11 protein-coding genes are annotated in these 17,211 nt (G+C 47.7%); 10 read left to right on the top strand and 1 reads right to left on the bottom strand.

Features of this window, described 5'->3' with window-relative positions:
- The first annotated feature begins 237 nt into the window (after positions 1–237).
- The 6 genes from ABEA66_RS05105 to ABEA66_RS05080 all read left to right on the top strand — a co-directional run bounded on the left by ABEA66_RS05105 (position 238) and on the right by ABEA66_RS05080 (position 11,131).
- Entirely contained in the window at positions 238–5,844 is a 5,607-nt protein-coding gene (locus tag ABEA66_RS05105; protein WP_345586660.1) for a glycerophosphodiester phosphodiesterase family protein, read from the top strand.
- Between the two features lie 263 nt (positions 5,845–6,107).
- A complete protein-coding gene (locus ABEA66_RS05100; RefSeq protein WP_306293507.1) occupies positions 6,108–6,890 on the top strand; it encodes an HAD-IIA family hydrolase in 783 nt (260 codons plus the stop codon).
- Between the two features lie 138 nt (positions 6,891–7,028).
- Positions 7,029–8,369, top strand: a complete 1,341-nt coding sequence (locus tag ABEA66_RS05095; RefSeq protein ID WP_345586658.1) for an ABC transporter substrate-binding protein — start codon at positions 7,029–7,031, stop codon at positions 8,367–8,369.
- A 135-nt stretch (positions 8,370–8,504) separates the two neighbouring features.
- Positions 8,505–9,398, top strand: coding sequence for a carbohydrate ABC transporter permease (locus ABEA66_RS05090; protein WP_345586656.1), 894 nt, complete (start codon positions 8,505–8,507; stop codon positions 9,396–9,398).
- 21 nt (positions 9,399–9,419) lie between these two features.
- The gene (locus ABEA66_RS05085; protein WP_345586654.1) at positions 9,420–10,232 is read left to right on the top strand and encodes a carbohydrate ABC transporter permease; all 813 of its coding nucleotides are present in this window, start codon (positions 9,420–9,422) and stop codon (positions 10,230–10,232) included.
- A gap of 62 nt (positions 10,233–10,294) precedes the next feature.
- Entirely contained in the window at positions 10,295–11,131 is an 837-nt protein-coding gene (locus ABEA66_RS05080) for a sugar phosphate isomerase/epimerase family protein (RefSeq protein ID WP_345586652.1), read from the top strand.
- Positions 11,132–12,050: 919 nt separating this feature from the next.
- Here the strand turns inward: ABEA66_RS05080 and ABEA66_RS05075 are convergent.
- On the bottom strand, positions 12,051–12,932 hold the full coding sequence (locus ABEA66_RS05075) for a LysR family transcriptional regulator (protein WP_345586650.1): 882 nt from the start codon (positions 12,930–12,932) through the stop codon (positions 12,051–12,053).
- Between the two features lie 138 nt (positions 12,933–13,070).
- Here ABEA66_RS05075 and ABEA66_RS05070 point away from each other — a divergent pair, with 138 nt between their 5' ends.
- The 4 genes from ABEA66_RS05070 to ABEA66_RS05055 form a co-directional block, all read left to right on the top strand.
- Positions 13,071–14,270, top strand: coding sequence for a 2-methylaconitate cis-trans isomerase PrpF family protein (locus tag ABEA66_RS05070; protein WP_345586648.1), 1,200 nt, complete (start codon positions 13,071–13,073; stop codon positions 14,268–14,270).
- A 50-nt stretch (positions 14,271–14,320) separates the two neighbouring features.
- Complete coding sequence (locus tag ABEA66_RS05065; RefSeq protein ID WP_345586646.1) at positions 14,321–14,833, top strand: acyl-CoA thioesterase; 513 nt, start codon at positions 14,321–14,323, stop codon at positions 14,831–14,833.
- 207 nt (positions 14,834–15,040) lie between these two features.
- The gene (locus ABEA66_RS05060; protein WP_345586644.1) at positions 15,041–16,312 is read left to right on the top strand and encodes an MFS transporter; all 1,272 of its coding nucleotides are present in this window, start codon (positions 15,041–15,043) and stop codon (positions 16,310–16,312) included.
- 51 nt (positions 16,313–16,363) lie between these two features.
- The coding region (locus ABEA66_RS05055; protein ID WP_345586641.1) for a CapA family protein at positions 16,364–17,211 on the top strand (848 nt) is incomplete at its 3' end.

Below are 17,211 nucleotides of genomic sequence, written 5' to 3'. Positions count from 1 at the left end.
GACAAAAGAATAACGAGGGTACGAGTCGAGGAGAAAACCCTTTATGCAACAGATGGAAACGCCCCTGTCACAGGGATCCCTGTTTTCGTTTTGTGTTGGATAAAGGGTTTTTTGTGTTGAGTAAAAGGCAAAGGAGGCGGATAAGCAAATAGGGCAGCTTTTTAAAAATTCCAGGCGGCGTCAGTTCGGTAAGAGGCTTTACGTGAACCTATCATAAGAAAAAAGGAATGAGATCCCGTGAAAAGAACATCAACCAAGCTCGTACGAATGGCTACGGTCACTGCGCTGATCGCTGGTCTTCTTCAGCCTATTGCGGCCCTTCCGCACGCTCAAGCGGCGGATACCGGCAGGAAATCGCTCGATGTCCGCAAAACGTTAACTGCTCCTGTTATCGACGGCAAGCTGGATGAGAGCTTGTGGAAAGTCGATCAACCGCTGGCCGTCCAGGTCGGACAAGGCACGTTTAAGGACGCCAAATTCGGGCTACTGTGGGACAACCAGTACTTATATATCGGTGTGAAATCGGATGATGACAGCTTGATACATAACGGAACCGGAAATTGGTTCGAGCAGGATAATATCAATGTGTTCCTTGATCCTACGCTGCATCAATCCGCTCCTTATCAGAATGACGACATGCAGGTCGGCCTTGTATACCAGCCTAATTCAAGCACGCCGGAATTTCATTTCGGTGCGGCGCTGAACGGACACAGCGGGAAGGACGAGAAAAAAATATTACGGGCCATCAGCCAATCGCCTGCGGGTTGGTCTACGGAAGTAGCGATACCGTGGGATATGCTAAATTTCGATCCGAATTTGAAAAAACAGCTGGGGATGGAGATCGGAGTTACGGATAGATACGGTACAGCTGCGGCGGAACAACGGTCAAGCTACTGGAGCGCTTACCAATCCTCCTCCTTTTGGAACGATACATCCGGATACGGTATCTTGAACCTCGTGGAAGCAAACCCGGTATCCGGGACGGTCAATCCGGTGCTGCTGCAGGAAAATTTCGATGGTGTGCCAGCCGGGCAAATCCCGGCGAACTGGATTTCCGATGTGAATGCGGGAAGTCCGGAGTTCTCGGTAGTCAAGGATACGTATGGTGATGGAAGAATGACTTTCAATGGCAGCTCGTCCGGCAAGCAGAGCCGGATTACAGCTCCAGTGCAATGGGACAATTATGCCATCGAAGCGGATATGCGGTTTGAGGCGGTAGTGAACGATGCCAGATGGGCGTCGATTATGTTCCGCGTGCCTGCAAACGGTAAAAATCCGTACGACCAGATGGCGATTCGCCGCAACGGCACCTATGAGCTGGCTTATCGGATGCTGGATAACAACTGGGCTTCTCCGACACCGGTTTCGGGAACGTGGCAGACACTCGCGATGAATACGTATTATACGATGAAGGTGCGCGTGTTCGACAACAATGTAAAAGAATATATTAAAGCCAAGACGGACCCGGCTTATACGCTTTTGATGGATAAGAGCTTTACTACCAACCTGCTGGAGCGCGGGAAGATCGGCTTGCAGGCAGACCAGAGCAAGGTTTCGTTCGACAATGTGAAGGTGACACGAATTACGGCTGACCGGTTTGACGTGACGATGCCGAGTACACTGGAGGCGCTGACAGGCGGACAGACCGTGACAAGCAGTGTATATTACTCCGACGGAATTACGGAGCCGGTTGCAGCCGATCGCGTGAAGCTGTACTCAGGGGATGAGAGCATTATTAAGATCATAAATAATCAGCTGGTGCCGCTCAAGCCAGGCAAAGTAACGATAAAGGCGGTCTATGCCAACGCAGAAGCGAAGCAGGAGATTACTGTGACGCCTTCTCTGACCGGCTTGAAGACAGTTGCCTTGAAGCATGACGAAGGTTATTTGCTGGCAGTCACCCATCAGCCTCTCGATTTGAGCAAGGTGACGCTAAAAGCCGAGTATAACGATTTGACGACGGGCACAACAACCGGAGATCAATTGAGCTGGACCTCGAGCAGCCCGGATGCTGCCGTATCCGGTGGGCAGCTTATCATCAACAAGAAAGGGATTTATACGATCACCGGAACGAAGGATAATGCAGCAGTCTCGCTGGTCGTCGTAGCCAAAGACGCGGCAGATGCGGAGTATGTGCTGTATGAGGAAAGCTTCGACGCTTTGCCTGACGGAACCATGCCTCCCGGCTGGACAAGAAAGGAAGGAGCGACACCGTCGGCAGCGGCTGTAATGAACGGGGCGTTCGAAATCAATGCAGCAGCCTCACCGGATAACCCCTCCCGGGTTCTGCTCCCTTCCTATTTGGGCTTATTCGGAAACTATAAGATTGAAGCCGATGTTACCCATTTGGCGGCTAACGATACGGCAAGATGGCATTCCCTGATGTTCCGAATTCAAAATCACGATTACCCTTATTACCAAATGGCGGTAAGAAAAGATGCGACCGCAGCCAATGGCGTCGAATTTGCGGAGAGAACACCGGCTAACGCTTGGAACGTCATCGATCGGGCTTCCAATACGGAAGCGATTGATTCGGCCAAAATGTATCACTATACGGTGAAAGCTTACGGCAGCAGGGTTCAGGAATCGATTAATAATAAGGTCATTATCGATACAGATGCGGCCACTGCCTATGCGAAAGGCGAAATCGGTTTGCAGTCCAACGGAAGTACAATGAGACTCGACAATCTGCGCGTCACGCTGCAGCAGGATGCACTTCCGCCGCTTCCGAACGGACATTTCGCGGATGTGCAGGAGCCTGACACGAAGATCGCTATGGCGGCTTCCATTGTAACGGACATTCAAAGCACCGATGATTTGGTGAAGCTGAATCAGCCGATGCTTCCATCCACCGTCATTTTCCATGTGACGGAAGGGTTGAAGGTAACCGACAACTCCGGTCAAAAGACGATTGGCAGCCTGGACACGCTTCTTAACGCGATTGACGGGCGTATGATTCCTGCTTTTTATGTAACGGGTGCCGCAACCGTGGATCAATTGACGGCATTTTTGGCGGATCAAGGCTGGGAGGATGCGGATATCATTTCCGATCAAGCAGCACTGATTCAAAGGGCGCGGACGGCTTACCCGAGTACCAGGGGCATTCTCGACTTCAGTGCCAACGATAAGCTGACGAAAGCGGAGCTGCTGGATATCCGTAGTCAAACGGCTGCTGCCCAAGCCAGAATCGCGATATTGCCGCAAAAGCTGGCTTCGAGAGATAACGTCGCTTATTTGCAGCAGCGGATGATTACGGTTTGGACTAAAGCAGGAATGACGGCTTCGGAGCCGGAATCCACAGTCCAAATGCATCAAATGATTACGTCCGGCGTCAACGGCATTGTGACCGCTGCACCGGAAGCGGCTTGGAAAGCGCTCAAGGTGTATTCCAATAACACGACGCTGATCCGCAAACCCTACATCATAGCTCACCGGGGAATGCCTGCGAACTCTCCTGAAAATACAATCGAGAGCAATCGGGAGGGCTTAAAAGCCGGCGCTGAATTTATTGAGAATGATATGTACATTTCCAAGGATGGACATATTGTAATCCTGCATGACGGGTCATTGGAAAGGACGACGAACGGTACTGGAAACATTGAAAATTATACGCTGGCGGAGCTGAAACAGCTTAATGCCAACAAGCCGTATCCCGCCGGTTATCCGGATGTCAAAATACCTACGCTGGATGAGCAGATTGATCTGGCTAATGAGTACGGCGCGATGGTGATGGCTGAAATCAAGACAGCAACACCGGCGGCGGTCGACGCTTATGTTAAGCTGTTGAAAGATAAAAATGCCGTTGGGATCGTTAATACGATGTCATTTGACCTGAATCAGCTGAAGCGGATGTCGGCGCTGATGCCGGAAATGCCGCTTGGCTTGCTCGGCGGCGGCTATGCGAATGAGACGAACGTAAAGAAATCGCTTCGTGAGACATTAAAGGCGCTTCAAGGCATTAATGCTTCGTACAACCCTGGTTACGGAGAGATAGGACCTAACTTTATGGAGGCCTCGAAGCACCGGGGACTCGTCATTTCTCCCTGGACCTTCAACAAGAAGAGCGACTTTATTAAATTTATGAAAATGGGTGCTTTCGGCATCACAACGGATTACTCCCTATGGGCTTCCGATTGGGCAGCATCCATTCGTCCTGAGAAGGACAAATATGAACTTGCGGCAGACGGAAGTGTAGATGTATCCGCTATAGTGAAATCTTACAAAGGAACAGAAACGAACGTGAAGCCGGCCGTAATTGTGATCGGAGGACAAGATACAGTCGAAGTGAACGGATCGAATGTGACTGCCAGGAAAGCAGGGATTGCTCATGTGCTGTTGAGATACACGGCTTCGCTGGATGAAAGCAACGTTTACGATATTTATACGCAGCCTATCGCAATTCAAGTGGCAGGCGGCAACACTGGAGGCGGTGACGGCGGTAATACCGGAGGCGGTGACGGCGGCAACACCGGAGGCGGTAACGGTGGCAATACCGGAGGTGGTGACGGTGGCAATACCGGAGGCGGTGACGGCGGCAACACCGGAGGCGGTGACAGTGGCGATTCCGGTAGCGATGATGGTGATTCCGGCAGCAGCACCGGAAGCGGACACAGTCACTCGGGCGGCACAACAACTCCTGGCGGCGACTCGTCTGCATCAACACCTGCCGTTCAGGTTGTGGCAGCTATGGAAGGGACAGCGAACGCAGATGAGCTGAAGCGAGCCTATGGCGCCCACGACAAAGTACAAGTGCAATTTACAGGCCATTCCGTAGAGTTTGCAGCATCAGGGCTTACAGAGGCTGCTCAGGCTGGCGGTAAAACGCTGCAGCTTTCCGGAGAACGGACTTCCTATACGATCCCGCTGTCGGGATTGAAGCTGGATGCTATTGCCCAGCAACTTGGAACCGGGATTGAGAATGTATGGATCCGCTTTACAGCCAATAAGCAGGGAGGAACGGAAGCTGCCGATTTACAGAAGCTATCAGCAGCAGCTGGAGGCAAGCCATTGACGGAAGCGGTACGCTTTGATGTGGAAGCTGCTACTAAGGAAGGGAAATCGGTGGCGATTGCTATGAATACCCAAACGGCAGTAAAAGAGATCAAACTGGATCAAGCCGTTGTTCCAGGCAATGCGACCGTCGTGCAGCTGGTTCCGGTAAGCCATCAACTGCGGTTTGTTCCGGCTGTGTTCACGATGAAAGACGGTCAAATGACAGCTATGTTGAAAGGCGGCAGAGACCAAGCTGCGTTTATGATTATCGAGAATCATAAGGCATTCTCCGATTTGGACAAGCATTGGGCGAAGAATGACATCGAACTGTTAGCCAATAAGCTTGTTGTGGATGGTGTCGACGAGAAACGCTTTGACGCAGACCGTCACATTACCCGTGCGGAGTTTGCGACACTGCTGGTAAGGGCGCTGGGGCTTGACGCAGCTGCAGCAACGAACAAGTCCGGCTTTAGCGACGTGGCGGCGAACGATTGGTATGCGGAAGCAGTTGAAGCGGCTGCAACCGCAGGCTTGCTTGGCGGATACGAGGACGGAACGTTCCGTCCAAACCGTGAAATTACGCGGGAGGAGCAAGCGGCCATGATGGTCCGCGCGCTTCGCAACGTGGGGCTCGAGACTGGAATGACCCAAGCGAAGCAGCAGGAAATGCTGGCGGCGTTCAAGGATGCCGGACAGATCGGCTGGGCCAAGGCCGACGTGGCTGCGGCGCTGCAGGCCGGATTAATGAACGGCATGACACCCGATACGATCGATCCGCACAGCTTTGCAACCCGGGCGCAATCGGCTGTGCTATTGAAACGCTTCTTGGGCAAGGCAGGCTTTATCAATTAATGGAATGCAGATGCTGAAGTCGGGGATGCACTTTTACAAATCCTTCACTTTCCCTTGATTTTGCGATAACAGTGGTCGTTTATACTTATAGTGTAAGCAAGAAGCAAGATGAATAGATGCAAGGGTACGAGACGAGGAGAAAACCCTTTATGCACCGGATGAGAGCTGTACAGGCCAATACTGGCTTGGACGAGTATTATTCGGTGGATAGGGGGTTTTTTGTGTTGTCTTCTAGGGAGGGGGCTGCATGAAACTTGCCGGATGTGAACGAATTTGACGGCTATTTTTTTGACTTGGACGGAACGATTCTGCTAGGGGAGCAGCTGCTTCCCGGTGTTCCGGAAACATTGGGGGCGCTTCGTGCAGCCGGCAAACAGGTTTTGTTCTTGACGAATACGACAACCCGGACGCGGGCTGAATGCAGCCTTCGGCTTCAGAGGCTGGGGCTTGCGGCGGAAGTCGGCGAGATTATGACGGCTGCTTATGCCTCAGCGCTTTACCTGCGCGATCAAGGGAGGCGTACAACAGTATTCGTAGTCGGTGAGAGTGCACTCACGAAAGAACTGGAAGCCCAGCAGATTCGGGTTACCGCAGACCCGTTGAAGGCGACTCATGTGCTTGTTGGTATGGACATGCATTTTCATTATGACAAGCTGCATCAGGCTATGAAAGCTGTGCGCAACGGAGCGGAGCTCATTGCAACCAATCCGGACCCGTTCTGTCCGATCGACGGGGATGAAATCCCGGATACATGGCCCCTTGTGAAGGCGATTGAAGCGGCGAGCTGTACGGCTTCGGTTGTCATTCTCGGCAAGCCGTCGCCTCATTACGGCGCCATGGTGCTGGAGCGGAGCGGATTGTCCGCAGAACGGTGCTTAATGGTCGGCGACCGTCTGGAGACCGATATTATGTTCGGGGTTACCAACGGTATGCGAACCGCCCTAGTGCTGACGGGTGTCACCGATAAGGCGCAGCTGCGCCAGTTTCAGGTACAGCCGGACTACGTATGGGATGCGCTGAGTGACCTGTTATTGCTAAAGCGTTAAGTGAAAATGAGATCGATATTTAACCCTGTCTTCACACAGTCCTAATCACATGTTTACACTTGTCCGTTACAGTGGGAATAGACAAAAGTGAAGCGGGGCTTATGCATGCACCTAATTCATTGTATAAGGAGAGATACCATGAGTTCCATGATGAAGAAAATGATTAGCCTCGCGCTTTGCTGCTCTACCTTGGCGGCTTGCGGGCAAACAGGCACAACTTCCAAGCAGGCAGCGCCACCGGCAGCGTCAACCGCGCCTGCTAGTGAAACGAAAGCAGACGAAAAAGTCGAGCTGACCTTCTATTACCCTATCGCGGTAGGCGGTCCATTGACGGCAACCATTGAGTTGATGGCGCAAGAGTTCACGAAGCAAAATCCAAATATTACCGTGAAGCCGGTATATACAGGCAGCTATGCAGATACTGCAGTGAAAACACAAGCGGGCGTACAAGGCAAAAACCCGCCAGATGTAGCAGTGCTGCAATCGACGGAGCTGTTCAGCCTGCTGGACATGAACGCGGTCATTCCGCTGGACGATTACATAGCCAAAGAGGGCGGGGACAAGTATTTGTCCGATTTTTACCCGGCATTTATGGCGAATTCCCAAACCGGCAGCAAAACCTACAGCATTCCGTTCCAGCGCAGCACCATCGTGCTTTACTATAACAAGGATATGTTCAAGCAGGCGGGTCTCGACCCGGAGAAGGCGCCTCAGACATGGGCGGAAATGAAGGAATACGCCCAAAAGCTGACCAAGAACGGCACCTGGGGACTGGAAATTCCGGTGACAGGCTATGGCTACTGGATGCTTCAAACCTTCGCCCTGCAAAGCGGCAAAAACCTGATGACCGAGGACGGCAAAAAGGTCATGTTCAACACACCTGAGAACGTTGCTGGCTTGAAGTATTGGTACGACTTGTCCCATAAGGACAAAGTGATGCCGGAGGGAGTAACCGATTGGGGAACAGTGCCTTCCGACTTCCTGGAAGGGAAGACGGCTATGATGTACCATACGACAGGCAACCTGTCCAATGTGAAAAAGAACGCCAAATTCAATTTCGGCGTCAGCTTCTTGCCGAAAAATACAAGCTTCGGCAGTCCGACAGGCGGCGGCAACTTCTACATCTTCAAGGACATCGACAAGAAGAAGCAGGATGCAGCCTGGAAATTCGTCAAGTTCATGACCGAGACCGAGCGTGCGGCGCAATGGAGTATTGACACCGGGTATGTAGCAGTGAAGAAATCCGCATACGATACGGACCGTATGAAAAAGTACGCGGCTGACTTCCCTGCGGCACTTGTTGCCCGTGACCAGCTGCAATATTCGGCGGCCGAGCTGTCCACACACAACAACGGGAAAGTAATGAAGACGCTGAATGACCAGGTGCAGGCAGCGCTGACCGGTGCGGCGACGCCGGAGGAAGCGTTGAAGAAGGCTCAGGAGGAAGCGGACAAAGCGCTAGCTCCGTTCAACAAATAACATTCGGAATGGGTTCCGCTGCATGGGGCTAAGCCTTTCGGCTCATACTTGCGCTTTGCGGCGGCAGCCCATTTTCTTTTCACAGCTCGACAAATCACTTATCGATGGATCGGCTTTACTGAAGGAGGTTCCTGTATGGGCGCTACGGCGTTAAAGAAACATTGGAGAACAAACGCCTTTGCTTGGCTGCTGCTGCTGCCTTCGCTCTTATTTTTGTTCCTATTCACGTTTTACCCGATGGCCAAAACGATCAAGCTGAGCTTGTACCAAGCGGATTTGGCCACTCCGGTCCCGATGTTTATCGGGCTGGACAACTACAAGCACTTGGCTGAGGATGAGATCTTCTGGAAAGTAATGGGCAATAACCTGTGGTTTGCCATCGGTACGGTACCTACCTCGATAGCGTTAGCCATCGTGATGGCGATCTTCGCCAACAAAGCCATGCGCGGGACCGGTCTCGTGCGCGCCGCCTTTTTTTACCCGACGATGATTCCTATGATTGCCGTAGCAAACATTTGGCTATTTATTTATACGCCGCAGTACGGGCTCTTAAGCCGGATTACGAAGATGATCAGTGTCGGGGAGCTGCAAATGCTTGGCTCGTCTCAGCTTGTGATGTGGGCGATGGTCATTATGGTTATTTGGAAGGAAGCAGGCTATTTTATGATTTTTTATTTGGCAGGGCTGCAAAATATTTCGCTGGACCTGTATGAATCCGCACAAGTTGACGGGGTATCGCGATGGACGATTTTTCGCAAAATCACGTTCCCTCTGCTCATGCCAACCACCTTGTTCGTCACCATTGTGGCGCTGACCAATTCGTTTAAGCTGGTCGATCACATTATGATCATGACCAAGGGCGGGCCGAACAACGCGAGCAACCTGCTGCTGTACTATATCTACGAAACGGCGTTCAGCTTCTGGGATCAAGGGATGGCTTCGACCTTGACGGTCGTCATGATCGCGGTGCTGCTGTTGTTCGCAGCGTTGAACTTTTTCGGATTGGACAAAAAGATACACTATCATTGAAGCAGAAAGACAGGCGATACCATGCGGTATAATAAGATCACCTGGGGCCGGGGGCTCCTCTTCCTTTTCGCGCTGCTGTGGCTCGTGCCGCTGGTTTGGATGCTCCAAACAGCATTTCGGCCGAAGCAGATTGCGCTGAGTCCGGGTTTTTCCCTTGAATTTACTTTGCAAAACTTCGCGACAGTGTGGTCGGCTGCACCGTTCGCACAGTATTATTTCAATACGATCTTGATTGTAGTGGGTGTCTTTGCAATTCAGATGGTTACGGCGACCATGGCCGGGTTCGCATTTGCCCGGGTCAGCTTTGCCGGGAAAAATATCGTATTTCTTCTGTTCCTCGTTCAATTGATGGTGCCTGCCGATGTACTCATTTTTCCAAACTATACGGTATTAAAGGAATTGTCGCTGCTGGATACGAAGCTGGGCATTATGCTCCCGTATTTTGCCTCGGCCTTCGGTATATTTTTGCTGCGCCAAATGTTCAAGACGATTCCGCCGGAGCTGGATGAGGCCGCTGTAATGGAAGGATTCTCAAAATGGAGAATCATGTGGCAGATTTATTTTCCTCTGGCGCGTCCTTCGTATATAGCGTTCGGGCTTGTCTCCGTGAGCTATCATTGGAATAATTTCCTTTGGCCGCTCATAGTCACCAACTCCGTGGAGAATCGCCCGCTTACGGTGGGGCTTGCCATTTTTGCGCAATCCTATGAGATCGGTGCCCAGTGGACGGAGGTCAGCGCAGCGACACTGCTGGTCATTGCTCCATTAATGGTCGGATTCCTGCTGTTCCAACGTCAGTTCATAAACAGCTTTATCCATTCGGGGATTAAGTAAAGAAGGCACGCAGTTCCCGATTGATAGAAAGAGAGGATAGGATTCATAAGGAGGAGATTCAAATGAAGGAACAAAGCAAATACTCCGTATCTACCTATGCATTAATTGAGCTGCCTTTGGAGGAGGCTGTGCAGCGCCTGCTGCAGGAAGGCTGGACAATGATCGAGATTATGGGTGAAGGACGGCATGCCGAAGTGTTCGACTGGCCGGAGGAACGGCTGGATGCGCTGAAGCGGTTGGGACAGGAGCACAGGGTAATCTGGTCGCTGCATGCGCCTATCACCGGCTTGAATCTAGCCTCCATCAGGGAAGAGGAGGTTCGCACTACCGTCCAAATGCTCGAGCGCAGCCTGGAGGTGGCACGCAAGCTGGAATGTACACATGTCGTCATTCACCCCGGCGAGCTTGCTCCCGAAGAGGGCGGTGTGACGTGGGCCGACACGGAAGCGGCGGCGGCGCGGGCAGCTACCGTGCTATCAGATGCACTGCGGATTACCGAAGGCACGGGTATCATCATGGCGCTCGAAAATGTGCCTCCTTATCCGGGACTGCTCGGTGCGGATGCAGACTTCTTGCTTCAAGTGCTTCACAAGCTGCCGCCTTCCGGCTTCGGAATTATTTTTGACGTAGGGCATGTGCATTTGACTGGGGCAGGCAAGTGCATGTCTGCGTTGCGGGAGGTATTGCCTTATGCCGTTGGTATACATTGGAGCGACAACAATGGGGAGCATGACGATCACATGAGACTTGGCGCAGGCACAGTGCCATTGCGAGAAGTGGTTGATTTACTTCAGGCCTCCGATTATACGGGGGTTTGGGTACTCGAGCTTCGGAGCTTACACGATGTGGAAGCTTCGGCAGCGTGGCTTGATGAACCCCGGACCATTCCGGCCAACTGAGTGGGAAGCCTTAGTTTTGTATGGAGCTCAATCAAATATGAAACCACTGTAACGGAGCCGGGGTTTACGTCATCACGCGCAGATCGAGCGAACTCGAGCGCCCATATCGGGGTTCGATTTCGGGACTGGACAAAAGCAGGAAAAATGAGGCTTCCGGTTCTGGAAAGAGTTATTATATAAAGTTAGAAGAAGGCAGGCGATCTTGCCCTTCATGCCCTCAAAACATTAAAAGGCGATAATTATATCAAGTAGGATTTAATACAATACGCAGATGAAGGAACTAGATGACTTGGCGAACGTTAAGGGCAGGGGAAATCCTGCTCTTTTTTGTCATTATAGAGTTTATAAGTTTCGGGGTCCCCACAAAGTACTGATTTCAGTTTTGAACCCAAGGCTCTACTTTGTTGGAGTTACATTCGGGGTTCCTCTCAATTCTGTGGAAGGAAATGGTTTTCGGTAACGAATGATAGGGGAGGCTGCTATCCCCCAAAAAAAAGGTGCCCCCATGAGCGAATTTAGCGAAAGTTATCATTTATAAACGACTGATAGAGATGAAGTGGTCAAGCTCTTGAACCAAACCGAGAAAAAGGGATGTAATACGGTTTATTTAAGAACAGGACGGCAGCCGGACCCGACGGGGCGGCAGTTTTTTACATTATAAGGTAGTCTCAGCGAAGCTGGCACCACCCGAAAAATAGGGCTTCGCGATTTTACAATGAGATGGGTACTTCAATAGAGGGTTAGGGACGCAGCACGTCAGGTTTTTCGCAAGGTGTAAGGCAAAAGCTTATATTATTAATGTGATACACAAATAAATGAGCTGTCCAAAGATGTGCACCCCTGCTGTTCATGCCCTCTTCCATTTTTGGTAAAGATATTGCCATTAGGGGGTCAAAAGAAGAAATATGGCAAACAAAATTTAGATTTTTCTAGCTAAGTCAGATATATTTTGTTGTTTTACGAACTCTACAAAAGTCCTAATAAGTTTGATATCAAGTGATTCTTTTCTATAGATCATCCATGATCTTCGGTATAATGGCTCTCCAAATTTATTTGTTAATGTGATCTTAAATAATTCTTCCTGCCCGTCAAGCACAATCATGGGCAAAATAGCATAACCCAATTCGTTTAAGGCCATCTCCTTACATGTCTCCATACGGTCGACTTCCATTGAAATTGTAGGGGGCTGTTTATAATGTTCTTGCCACCAATAATCAATGGAATTTTGCAAAGACATATCCGTCTTGAAAGTTATTCTAGGTAAGTTTGGAAGATCAGTTAATTCGATCTTTTTTTTGCTTACTATACAGATATGTTCCTCTTGCAACAAATGTTTTTCATCTGCCCAGTTGTAATCACCTCTGATCATACCAACATGCACGTCCTGTTTGTAAACTGAGTGAACCAACTCTGAACTTAAGTTTGTTATAACCTTAACCTCTACATTAGGGAATTTATGTAAAAATTTTTTTAGCAAATTGGGCAGTTTGTAAGCTGCGATGCTCCCGGAAACTCCTAACCTCAAAATTCCAGTAACGTTATCGTCCATGCTCAACAAAAACTGCTTCGTGCTTTGTAGTTGCAGAAGCATCTCTCTAGCATACTTCACAAGATACTCCCCCTGTGGTGTAAATTGAATGCCTCTCCGTCCCCGGTTTACAATTTTAACATTAAACTCTTTTTCTAATTGTTGTAAACGATATGTTAATGCTGGCTGCGAAATATAAAGTAATTCAGCTGTTTTTGTGATGTTTTGTTCATTATACAACGTTTCAAGGAGTACCCAGTCTCTATGCTCCATAAGTAAAACCTCACTTTGAAATAAGTATTTTTAATGATTAATAATAAAAAACAAATATTATTCTTATTTCTATGACTGTACTATATTATACATGATAAATCAAAAGAAAGAATGTCTTTGCTAGAGGAGGAATTGGAGTTGAATAATCTTGGGCAAATGATTCGGATTCAAACAACAATTATGAGAGGTGGGACCAGCAAAGGAATTATATTGCGTAAGTATGATCTTCCAAGTGATGATGAGGAACGAGATGAGCTAATCTTGCGCATTTTTGGTAGTCCAGATAACAATCAAATTGATGGACTAGGTGGTGGAACTAGTTTAACAAGCAAGCTTGCTATAGTAGGTCCTCCATCAAGAATTGAAGCTCATATCGACTATACATTTGGTCAAGTAAGCTTAGAGAATAAGATGATTGATTATCATGTTACTTGTGGGAATATTGTTACAGCTGTAGGACTTTATGCAGCTGAAGAAGGCTTTGTTGCTTTAACAGAGCCCATTACAGAAGTTCGCATCTTTAATACAAACTCAAGTAAAATTACTGTGGTTGAAATTCCAGTAGAGGAAGGAAAAATTGTATATGATGGGGATTTCTCCATAGATGGTGTTCCAGGAAGTAGTTCGAAAATCATGTTAAACTTCCTAGATACGGGTGGTATTTTCACAGGTAAAACACTGCCTACTGGAAATGCGTCTGACACAATAACATTAAAAGATGGGCGTGCATACGAGGTCAGCATTGTTGATTGCTCAAATCTTGTTGTATTTGTGAAGGCGGAGGATTTGGGGGTCCAGTGTACGGAGTTACAAGCTGAAATGGATACAAATGCAGAACTGAACAATACTTTAGAGCAAATTCGGGTTGAAGCAGGTATAAAGATAGGTTTTCTTCAACCAGGCCAGGAGGTCAAACCGACAACGCATGCCTTGCCCAAAATAGCACTTGTGGCTTCACCAAAAACCTATATAACATCTTCGAATACTTTAGTTGACCATAGCGAGATAGATATTCTCTCCCGATATATTTCGATGGGTAGATTGCATAAGGCCTATGCTGTCAGTGGTGCTATAGCGCTTGCTGTTGCATGTAAAATTCCAGGATCCATTCCTTTTAGCGCTGTACGCGCCTCGGGAGATGGTCTCAGTATTGGTCATCCCTCCGGAACGTTATATGTAGAAGCTGATGTGAGCAAAATTGGAGCAGATTGGAGTGTTAAACGAGCTGCCTGCGGTAGGACAGCGAGGAGATTAATGGATGGATATTCATACGTCCCAGCCTCTTTTTTAAGTTTTAAGCAACCTTATCCTTGGCTCACACTACCTGATATGTCATAAGGTTTATGTTAGACAGAACTACCCCATGATAGGGCGGGAGTGAAACTATATTGGAAAAACGATTTGTGAGAGAATCCAGGTGTTATAAGACATCAAGGGTTTTCCCTACTGATGTCAATAATCATAATACACTTTTTGGTGGTAAATTGATGGCTTACATAGACGATATAGCGTCGATTTCCGCGTCCAAGCATTCTAGAAGAGCGGTCGTAACTGCCTCGACGGATTCGGTCGACTTTTTGTACCCAATCCGACCCACCGATTCAGTCTGTCTCGAGGCCTTCGTGACTTACACTGGCAAAAGCTCAATGGAAGTATTCGTTAAGGTCATCACCGAGGACCTAAAAACAGCAGAGCGACGTATTGCGGCTACTTCCTTTCTTACTTTTGTGGCGATGGATGAGAATAAGAGGCCCGTTGCAGTCCCTCAGGTAACCCCGCAGACTGAAGAAGAGAAAAGGCTGAACGAAACCGCTTTGAATCGTTTAGAATTCCGCAGAATTCGTAGGGAAACGAGCAAAGAATTCTCAGGTCATCTAACGATGAAGTTCCCTTGGGAATAAAATCCAAACGGGAGGGAAGATCTAAAAAGATTAAGTTAGACATACAAGATTATTTTTTAAGGAATCAAAAATATTTATCCAAAACAATAGAATTTATATATTATTTTTTTAATAAGTCATATGATAAATTTAGTTTACCCCACAAATGAATACAATTGAAAACGATTGCGGAGGCGTGAATACATCTAGGAAAAAGGAGTGATTATATTGTTAGAAAACTCTGCAACTAGGAAAACCAATAAGTGGGTAGTTTTAGCAGTTCTAAGTTTAGCGTGGTTAGTAGGTTATTTTGATCGCGTAGCTTTGAATATTGCTGCGATACCAATGAGCAAAGAGTTTTCATTTAACCCTACACAAATGGGAGTAGTTTTAGGAACATATTCATTTGGAACTCTTGCGGTTTGTTTATTTGGGGGTATGTTAGCTGATAAGTATGGCTCAAAAAAAATTCTGCTGCTAGCAATGATTGTATGGTCACTATTTACAGGGTTTACAGCTCTTGCATGGTCCTTCACATCATTATTAGCTATTCGCTCCATCTTCGGAGCAGCAGAGGGTGTATTTCCTCCAGCAAGTTCAGTTGCTATTGCAGAAGAATTTCCGAAATCTATTTATGGTAGGGCGAAGTCGATTTTACTAGCTTCAGGGGGGCTCGGTCAAGCATTAGGTGCAATTATTGTTGCTTTTACAATAACGGAATATGGGTGGAGGTCACCTTTCTTTATATTTGCTGTTCTTGGGTTAATTATTGCATCAATACTTGCTGTCCTAAATCGAAGAGATAGATTATATAGGGTAGCGAGTGGAATTCCAGAAGTTAATAATAGTGAGACGCCAAAGCTGGCTAAAGTCCCGTTAAAAGTTGTTTTTAAAAATCCGACAGTACTTAAGCTCCTGTTCATTCAGTTTGCAATCGGTTTCTTTGGTTGGGGGTTAAATTCCTGGGTCCCACAGTATTGGGTAAATGTAAAAGGCTTGAGCCTAAAGACCATGGGATCCTTATTAACAATCCCATCATTTGTAGCATTCCTAGCTGTATTGCTCACTGGCTGGTTAATTGACAAGTATTTTGTTGGCCGCGAAAAGGTTCTACTTATTCTTAGTATTATATTTACGGCCATTACTGTTTATCTTATGTACGGAGCAAATTCTGTAACCATGGGGTTTGTTTATCAAACATTAGCCACAGTTGGATCCGCTTTCATTGGGCCTATCAATTACGCCATAGCACTCAAATATGTTCGTAAGGAACATGTCGGAACAGCTACCGCGATCAATGTTTTTGGTTCATCAGCTGCAGGCATTGTTGCCCCAATTTTGATGGGCTATTCAATCACACTCCTTAATGGATCCTATGCTGCTGTTTTTGGGATGATTGTTGTCATTCTTGCAATTGCTTGTCTTGTTGCAGCTACGATCAAATCAAATAAAAATGAAGATCAGAACGAAATTGATAGTACTGGGAAAGTTTCAATTTAGGATTTATTTCTTAATTGAAATAGATAAGATCAAAAATTGGAGGTTTTTAAAATGGGAGAGAATAATAATATGTTAGCTTCAAAAGAATTATCACAGCATCCTGCTGTAAAAAAGGCACGCGATGAACACTTGCCTAAGATCCATATAAAAGGATCTTTCACTTTAGCTGTTGGTGGAGACATCATTCAAACGAATCCCATTTCACAACTAAGTGATCCTGAAGTACGCGGCATACTGGATGTGATTAAGAACAGCGACGTCGCATTTGCAAATATGGAATCCAATTTTGCTGACTATCGAAATCAAGAAAAACATGTTGGCGGATTAATTGGATCAAAAGAAGTGGCAGCTGATGTAAAGTCCATGGGCTTTGATTTGGTAGCTCGAGCAAGCAATCATTCAACGGGTCAAGGAACAGAACGGATGTTAAAGGATAATCAATACCTGCAAGAGGCAGGTCTGATTTATGCAGGAACAGGAATAAACCTGGAAGATGCAAGAGCACCTCAGTTTCTTGAAACGCCTAAAGGCCGTGTAGGATTAGTCGCCATGGTCATGTCACAGACAGGGCGGGTAGCTTATCAAGTGTCCAATACTGCTGCAGCAGGTTTAGAAATGGCATCGTATCAAGCAGGAAACATGAATGGACTCCCTGGGGCGAATTTTCTGCGCGTAACCCCAACCTATGTTTTAGTACAGGAAGAATTTGATGCTCTCAAGGCTATTAAATCCGGGCAAAATGCGTACATTGAGGATCAACTTGAAAAGGCAGGGAAACATAATACCGGTGGTAAAGGTGAAGCAGTTAAATCCGTGTTTAAAAACATTTTTGGTTCACCAAAGAGCGAAGATAGTATATTTTTTAATTATCAATGGTACATGGCAGGAGAAGAACGATG

This window comes from Paenibacillus vulneris (assembly GCF_039543185.1).
GTDB classification, from domain to species: Bacteria; Bacillota; Bacilli; order Paenibacillales; family NBRC-103111; genus Paenibacillus_S; species Paenibacillus_S vulneris.
Note: the sequence above shows the minus strand (reverse complement) of the source record. Positions and strands in the feature narration are given on the sequence as shown.